Source organism: Archangium sp., from assembly GCF_036389735.1.
Taxonomy (GTDB): domain Bacteria; phylum Myxococcota; class Myxococcia; order Myxococcales; family Myxococcaceae; genus Archangium.
In genome coordinates this window covers 1-6,711 of record NZ_DASVWK010000062.1, presented here as the reverse complement: position 1 = coordinate 6,711, position 6,711 = coordinate 1, and the positions used below count along the sequence as shown (strand labels likewise).

The window sequence follows — 6,711 nt, the reverse complement described above, 5'->3', positions numbered from 1 at the left end:
GGCTTCCAGGATCCCTCGCGCGTACAAATCGCCAGCCAGTTGCCCCCGGCCGCGGTGGGTGGCTTCGTGCCGCTGACGCCAGCGCCGCAGACGTCCCAGTTCCTGTCCACCACCGGCTCGTTCTCCGTGGTGCCACTGGTGCCCGGGGTGCCCGGGCCGGAGTTCGCCTTCGGTGGGACTCGGGTGACGAGCGGGGTGGTGCGCACGCCGAGCCCGCAGCAGGTGCAGACGCCCGCGGTGCCGCTCGTCGCCACGCCCCAGCCTCTCAACGCGCAGCAGCCGGTGCCGCTCGTCGCCGGCCCCTCGCCGCTCAACGCGCAGCAGGCGGTGCCGCTCATCGCCACGCCGCCACCGCTCAACTCGCAGCCGGTCTCCGCCACGCCGCCCGGGAGCACGGTCTCGCCCACGACGGCTCCGGGGGCGGCCCCTGGCGCGGTCGCGGTGCCGGGTCTCGTGGCGGGCACGGGCACGGGCGGCGCCGCGGGCACGGGCACGGCGACCGGGGCCCCCGCAGGAGGCGTGGGCGCTCCGGCTGGCGGCACGCCTTCGCCTTGAGCGAGGACGCACCCGCTCCCTCTGGCGAGCGGGTGCGAAAAATTGACCCTCTGCTACTGGCTTGTAGCTTGTCGCACATGACGACGCCCTCTACCGCCCTCATGCCGGTCCGCGCGACGCTGAGCCGCGCGGAGAGCGATCCGCTCCAGCAGGCGATGGAGAACCTTGGCCAGTCGCTGCCCGCGCGCGCCGACTCCACCGTGCTGCTGGACTTCCTGGAGGATGACCTTCGGGAGGGGCTCGAGGCGCTCGGCGATGTCGAGGCCCACTTCACCGATGTGCTCGAGACGCTCCAGTCGCGGAGGTTGTCGCCCCTGGCCCTGCTCGACGCGGGGGATGACTACCTCGTGCACCAGCGGCTGGCGGTGCTGGAGGACGTGGTGACGCGCGTCCGCCGCCGGCTGTCGCAGGCGGCGGGGCTGGTGCGTCACGCCTCTACCACTTGAGCTGCTCCTTGCCCTGGGCCTGCTTCGCCTTCTCGCCTGGACGAGCGTAGGAGGTCAGGGTGGCGCGCACCGCGCCCAGGTCGATGCTGCCCACGGCCGCCAGCGGCAGCCGGCGCTCGTCGTCGGAAATCCACACGTGGACCTCGCGCGTCATGGACGGCTTGTCCAGGCGCACCGCGGTGCCGGACAGGTGCCAGGCCTCGAACTCGCCGAGCGGCAGCGACACGTGCTCGCGCTTGAGCACGGTGCCCGTCATGCGCCACATGCGCCGCACGCCGTAGACGTCGAAGCACACGGACAGGCCCTCCTTCATGGGCAGCTGGCGCATCATGTAGATGGCGCCGCCCACGTCCAGGCCCTCGTGGTCGTAGGAGTAGTCGTTGCGGCCCGGCTTGCCCTTGATGACGTAGTCCACGCGGACCTTGCGGTCCTTGGTGTTGAAGGCCACGTCCACCGTGCGGCGCGCCTCGTTCTCCGTGGCGTCCTCGGTGTAGCGCGAGGTCCGCAGCGTCTTGGGGTGCAGGTAGCTCATCGCCGTGGCGTTCACCCGGCGCACCTTCGAGAAGAAGGAGTTGGTCTGCACCTTGATCTGCACGGGCAGCGAGCCGTTCTGGTTCTTCTGCACCTGCATCGTCATCTTGCCGGCGTTGGCGCCCATGGCGTCGAGGTCGAACTCGAGCACCTCGCCCGCGGAGAAGGCCAGCGGGGCTCGCAGGGTGGGCAGGCTCTGCGCGCAGCGGGGAATGGCGCTCGCGGCCGGAGCGGGCGGCGGCGCCTTGTGGTCATCCGAGGTGTCCGAGTCCGGGAGCTGGGCCCAGGCAGCGGAGGAGAAGCTGAAGATCAGGGCCGCGAGGGCGGGACGCATGGCGATCATCCTTGGTTCCAGGGTGAAGGGTCTCCGGATCACTTCGGTGCTTCGATTCGCTTTGGACGGACTGCTTCCCAGCGCTTGCGCAGCCGGGTGGTGATCTCCTGGCGCACCTGCGCCCACTGACGGGTGTCCGTCTCGACTTCATAGCCCGAGCGGGCGAGTCGACGCGCGGCCTCCCGAGCGAACGTGCGCTCGCCGAGCGCGTCCAGCAGCCGGAGGTACTCGTAGTCCTCCAGGCCGTCGCGGATGTGTTTGAGGCGCAAGGACGTCACGGGCTGGTGGCGGGAGAAGCCGGGCCGGGCCGGGGTGCCGGGATAGAAGAGGGTGCCGTCGCCATTGCCGCCGAACTCGAAGATGTCCTGCCAGGGATCCTTCTTCGTGTTGTAGGCGTAGACGGTGTCGAAATAGAGCTCGCCGTCCACGCCGGCGCTGAAGGCCAGGGGCCCCATGGCCCGGTTGAGCGGGGCGGGGTGGTCCACCATGTACGAGGCCCAGCCGCTGTAGGCCGTCTCCACCTCGGCCTCCTCGGCGGGGCCGCCGGTGCAGCCGTGCGAGTTGCAGCTCTGGTACCACCACACCTTCGTCTGGGGCGCGAGCTTGCCGCGCAGCGCCGGCAGCGGGACGACGTTGCGGCACGTCTGTGGCCCGGGGCGCGGGAAGAAGCAGTTGAGGGTGGGGGTGAGGATGTCCGCCGAGCCTCGCAGCGCCTCGTCCAACGGGGCGGTGACGAGCACCGGCACGTCCTTGCTGGCCGCGCGCACGCGCAGCGCCTGGGAGCGCACGAGCGGCACGTCCTCGGGCTTGGGCTCGTCCTTGGCGTAGAAGAAGAGCTGCGCGCGCCAGCCCTTCTGGCGGAAGTGCTCGGCGAAGGCGCGGTAGTACGCCTCCTTCTCCGAGTCCGTGCGGGCCAGGCGGCTGTCACGCACCTCGGCGGTGGTGAAGCGGGCCCCCGAGGGCAGTGCCTTTCCCTCCAGGAAGGGCGCCATCTCCGCGTCGTACGCGCGGAAATCCACCACCGCCTTGCCCCCCTCGAAGCGCACCGGGGGCGCGTCCATGCTCATGCCATGGGCGCTGATGCGGTGCGCCAGCAGCTCGCGCGCATAGGCCCCGAGCAGCTCGCGGGCCTCCGGGGACTCGGGCTTCAGCCCGTGCGCCTTGGCGATGGTGTAGAGCGAGACGCCGAAGCTCGTCGGCAGCGAGGCCGTGGCCGGGAGGACGAAGGGCTGTACCTCGGCGGTGAAGGGGACGGGCGCCAGCGGCTTGCCATCCGCCTCCACGCGCAGCGCGCCCTGGTACGTGCCCGGTGCCTGGGCCTCGGGCGCGCACAGCTCCACGTCGAGGACGGTGGGCACTCCCGGTTGTGCCGGGGCCTCCACCGGCACCAGCGCGTCCGGCCAGGGCCCGGTGGCTCCCTTCGCGTTGGAGGGCGTCTTCACGTCGAGGAAGGCCTCGCGCCACACCGCGGCCTCCAGCGGCGCGCCGCCCGGTCCACGCAGCGCGAGCGGCTTCACCTGGACGCGGGACAGGCCCGGGGGGAGTACCACCTGGGCGGCCTCGCACTCACCTCGCGCGAGACTCACCCGGGCTTCCTTCTCCCCCTTCACCTCGACACCCGGCCGCACCTTCTCCAGTGAGGACACCACCCGCGGCTCCGGCGTCGCGGCCATCATCCCCGCGAGCATCCACTGTGCCGCCCAACCCGCCCCCATGTCTCCCCCTGTCCGCGGCCACCGAGGGCCGCTCCGCTAGGTATCGTTCTTGGCCGTTGCCGTCGGAGCCGGCTGGACGACCTTGCCCTGCTCGTAGCCCGTGAGCTCCGCGACGAGCGCGCCCAGGGCGAGCTCCGCCTCGACGCGCACCGGCACGTGCCGCGCGTCCGTCGTCAGCCAGGCCACCATGTCGCGCTTGGACTTCAGGTTGCCGGAGAACTCGGTGTACACGCGCAGCCGGTACACCTCCTGCTTTCCGAGGTCCGTGGAGAGCGTCTCCTTCGCCTCCACCTTCGCCTTCATCTGGAAGCTCTTCGAGCCGGTGAAGACGGGATAGGCGTACTCCCTGCCCACCTCCAGCACGCGGTTGCGCAGCGCGAAGGTGGCTCCGGCGATGTCGAGCGTGCCCTCGGCCAGCTCGTGGGTGTACTCGCGGGGCGTCTCGCCCTCCTTCTGCTTCACCACCTGGGCGGAGCGGCCGTCATCGCTCAGCTTCACGCGCACGCGGCGGCGGCGGCGGTTCTCGTCCTCCATCATGTCCGAGCCCAGCACCCGCTGCGTGCCGAAGTCCCAGTAGGAGACGAACTTGTCCTTGATGGGCCACACGCCCGTCACCGACTCCGTCTTCGCCACCGCGATGAGGGGCCACACTTCCTTGCCCCACTGCTTCATGGGCGCACCCACCGTCACCTGCGCCGAGCCCGCGGTCACCCCGAGGTACTGGACGCGGTAGCGCGCCTGCTCGCCGGGGCCAAAGGCTGTCTGGGCCTCTCCCTGCGCCAGGGCGGACCCCGACAGCAGGAGGCTGAACAGCAACCCGGTGAACATTCCCTTGAACTGCTTCCGCATCGATGGCTCCTGGCTCGGTCCCCGCGACCTGGCCAGATGGCAGGTGCGGAAAGTAGGCAGCCGCTTCCTGACGCGCCAACTCCACGGCCAGAACACGGCGTCCTGCTGCATCCTCATGGACGGATGTGGCGAGGGCCCATTCAACCGCGAATTCCACCGTTCATGCCCGCTCGCGCGGGAGGCAGGTGGGGCCCGGTCGTCCAGCATCCGACCTGGCGGGGGGGAGCCCGAGTGAGCAGGGGGCTCGTTTCCCCTCGCGAGGCTGGTAGTCTCCCGCCCCCGGAGGAACGTCATGGCGTTGAACCACTACGAGGATGATGACGAGAAGGACTCGGGCCCGAAGGGGAGCCGCAAGGACTTCGACTGCCCGGATTGCAACGCCAACAATCCGACCGAGGAGCCGCTCTCGGATGGGCAGGAGGTGCTCTGCAACTACTGCGGCATGGAGTTCGTGGTGAAGGCCCTGGACAACGGCCGCTTCAAGTTCAAGGAACTGTGAGCCCCGAGGGGTAGGGGCCTCAGGAGCGCTCGCCGAAGATGGCGGTGCCCACCCGGACCAGGGTGGCCCCTTCCTCGATGGCCAGCTCGAAGTCGTGGGTGGTGCCCATGGACAGGCCCGTCAGCCCGTGCCGCCGGGCCAGCTCCCGCAGCGTGCGGAAGTAGCCGCGCGCCACCTGCTCGTCCTCGGTGGGCGGGGGCAGCGACATGAGTCCCTCCACCCGCAGCCCCGGCAGTGCGCGCACGGCCTCCAGGAAGGGCCCGAGTGCCTCCGGCGCCAGCCCGCTCTTGGAGGACTCCCCGCCCACGTTCACCTCCACGTAGCAGGGGAGGGGTGACTCCATCCGGCGGCGGGACAGCTCCTGGGCCACCTCCAGCCGGTCCAGCGCGTGGAAGGACAGGGCGGCCTTCGCCACGTACTTCACCTTGTTCGTCTGGAGCGGACCGATGGCGTGCCAGCGCAGGCCCTCCAGGTCCGCCAGCTCCGCGGCCTTGTCCCGGAGCTCCTGCGCGTAGTTCTCCCCGAAGTCCCGCTGCCCCGCCGCGTACGCCTCGCGGATGAGGGCCGCCGGCTTCAGCTTGGACACCGCCACCAGGGTGACGGACCCGGGCTCCCGGCCCGCGCGGGCACACGCCTTCTCCACCCGCTCCCGTACCTCCGTCAGCCGCTCCGCGACACCGCTCATGGGGCACTCCAGGGGAGGGGCACGCCGGCCCGGGCGAGCAGCTCCAGCGTCTCGCCCAGGGGCAGGCCAATGACATTGGTGGGGCTGCCCTCGATCTTCTCCACCAGGAATCCGCCCTTTCCCTGGATGGCGTAACCGCCCGCCTTGTCCAGGGACTCGCCGGTCCCCGCGTACCAGGCGATCTCCCCCACGCTCAGTGAACGGAACGTGACGCGGGTTCGCACCACCGTCGAGTGCTCGCCTCCGGGGCCCGCGAGGGCCACGCCCGTCTGCACCTCGTGTGTCCTACCCGACAGCCGGCCCATCATCTCGCGGACCTCGGCCTCGTCCCGGGGCTTGCCGAGCAGCTCGTCCCCGCGGACGACGGTGGTGTCGGCCGCCAGCACCCAGGCCCCGGGATTCCGGGTCGCCACCACACGGGCCTTCTCCCGGGCCAGACGCAGGACGTAGGCTGTGGCCGGCTCGCCGGGCTGGGGGGTCTCGTCGATGTCCGCCGCGGACACCACGAAGCTCAGCCCGAGCTGGCCGAGCAACTCGCGCCGACGCGGCGAAGCGGACGCGAGAACGAGCCGGGTTTGACCCACTGGTATGTGCATGTTACGGCTGGCCTCTAGCAGAACTGCGCCCTGGAGTGGATCTGGATGAATCCCGCGGACCTGCTCGCGGCCATGACGCGCACGGTGGAGCAACTCGCCGCCTACAACGACATCGCCAAGGCACTCACCTCGACGCTCGACGTGCGCGAGGTGCTGAACCTGATGATGGAGAAGGTGCGCAGCCTCCTGAGGCCCCGCAACTGGTCGCTCCTGCTCCAGGACGACCGAACGGGGAAGCTCTACTTCGAGATCGCCGTGGGGGAGGGGGCCGAGGTGCTCAAGGGGCTCCAGCTGGCCCCCGGCGAGGGCATCGCCGGCACGGCGTTCGCCACGGGAACGGCCCGGCTGGTGGAGGACGTGTCCCATGACCCGGCCTTCGCCTCGCGCTTCGACGACGCGTCCACCTTCCGCACCCGCTCCATCGTCGCCGTGCCGCTCATCGCGCGCGGCCAGGTGCTCGGCGTCATCGAGCTGGTCAACGGCGTCATCGACAGGCCCTTC

At 70.7% G+C, this 6,711-nt stretch carries 8 protein-coding genes and 1 pseudogene; 4 read left to right on the top strand and 5 right to left on the bottom strand.

Going from position 1 to position 6,711, the window contains the following annotated elements:
- Positions 1 to 555, top strand: a pseudogene (locus tag VF794_RS02395) (hypothetical protein); the annotation flags it as partial.
- Positions 556 to 632: 77 nt separating this feature from the next.
- Positions 633 to 1,001 (top strand): hypothetical protein, encoded by a 369-nt coding sequence (locus tag VF794_RS02390; protein ID WP_331107292.1) that lies wholly within the window; start codon positions 633 to 635, stop codon positions 999 to 1,001.
- On the opposite strand, the gene VF794_RS02385 is transcribed toward VF794_RS02390, so the two are convergent.
- Genes VF794_RS02385 through VF794_RS02375 form a run of 3 tightly spaced genes read right to left on the bottom strand, consistent with a single transcriptional unit; the run spans position 991 to position 4,430 of the window.
- Positions 991 to 1,875, bottom strand: a complete 885-nt coding sequence (locus tag VF794_RS02385) for a DUF3108 domain-containing protein (RefSeq protein WP_331107290.1) — start codon at positions 1,873 to 1,875, stop codon at positions 991 to 993. The two genes, VF794_RS02390 and VF794_RS02385, sit on opposite strands and share 11 nt — an antisense overlap.
- Before the next feature lie 29 nt (positions 1,876 to 1,904).
- Positions 1,905 to 3,581 carry a DUF4091 domain-containing protein gene (locus VF794_RS02380; RefSeq protein ID WP_331107288.1) on the bottom strand — a complete coding sequence of 559 codons (1,677 nt, stop codon included), beginning with the start codon at positions 3,579 to 3,581 and terminating at the stop codon, positions 1,905 to 1,907.
- 36 nt (positions 3,582 to 3,617) lie between these two features.
- Positions 3,618 to 4,430 (bottom strand): DUF3108 domain-containing protein, encoded by an 813-nt coding sequence (locus VF794_RS02375; protein ID WP_331107286.1) that lies wholly within the window; start codon positions 4,428 to 4,430, stop codon positions 3,618 to 3,620.
- 292 nt (positions 4,431 to 4,722) lie between these two features.
- Here VF794_RS02375 and VF794_RS02370 point away from each other — a divergent pair, with 292 nt between their 5' ends.
- Complete coding sequence (locus VF794_RS02370) at positions 4,723 to 4,929, top strand: hypothetical protein (RefSeq protein WP_331107284.1); 207 nt, start codon at positions 4,723 to 4,725, stop codon at positions 4,927 to 4,929.
- Positions 4,930 to 4,948: 19 nt separating this feature from the next.
- On the opposite strand, the gene VF794_RS02365 is transcribed toward VF794_RS02370, so the two are convergent.
- Together VF794_RS02365 and VF794_RS02360 are read right to left on the bottom strand one after the other, a co-directional pair.
- Complete coding sequence (locus tag VF794_RS02365) at positions 4,949 to 5,614, bottom strand: YggS family pyridoxal phosphate-dependent enzyme (protein ID WP_331107282.1); 666 nt, start codon at positions 5,612 to 5,614, stop codon at positions 4,949 to 4,951.
- Positions 5,611 to 6,210 (bottom strand): Maf family protein, encoded by a 600-nt coding sequence (locus VF794_RS02360; RefSeq protein WP_331107281.1) that lies wholly within the window; start codon positions 6,208 to 6,210, stop codon positions 5,611 to 5,613. The genes VF794_RS02365 and VF794_RS02360 overlap by 4 nt, the downstream gene beginning before the upstream one ends.
- A 45-nt stretch (positions 6,211 to 6,255) precedes the next feature.
- Between VF794_RS02360 and VF794_RS02355 the strand changes: the two genes are divergently transcribed.
- On the top strand, positions 6,256 to 6,711 hold a 456-nt coding region (locus VF794_RS02355; RefSeq protein ID WP_331107279.1), incomplete at its 3' end, for a GAF domain-containing protein.

Excerpts from the sequence above, each read along its gene's own strand:
- VF794_RS02390 (WP_331107292.1), top strand. The coding sequence starts at position 633 with ATGACGACGCCCTCTACCGCCCTCATGCCGGTCCGCGCGACGCTGAGC.
- VF794_RS02385 (WP_331107290.1), bottom strand. The coding sequence starts at position 1,875 with ATGATCGCCATGCGTCCCGCCCTCGCGGCCCTGATCTTCAGCTTCTCC.
- VF794_RS02380 (WP_331107288.1), bottom strand. The coding sequence starts at position 3,581 with ATGGGGGCGGGTTGGGCGGCACAGTGGATGCTCGCGGGGATGATGGCC.
- VF794_RS02375 (WP_331107286.1), bottom strand. The coding sequence starts at position 4,430 with ATGCGGAAGCAGTTCAAGGGAATGTTCACCGGGTTGCTGTTCAGCCTC.
- VF794_RS02370 (WP_331107284.1), top strand. The coding sequence starts at position 4,723 with ATGGCGTTGAACCACTACGAGGATGATGACGAGAAGGACTCGGGCCCG.
- VF794_RS02365 (WP_331107282.1), bottom strand. The coding sequence starts at position 5,614 with ATGAGCGGTGTCGCGGAGCGGCTGACGGAGGTACGGGAGCGGGTGGAG.
- VF794_RS02360 (WP_331107281.1), bottom strand. The coding sequence starts at position 6,210 with ATGCACATACCAGTGGGTCAAACCCGGCTCGTTCTCGCGTCCGCTTCG.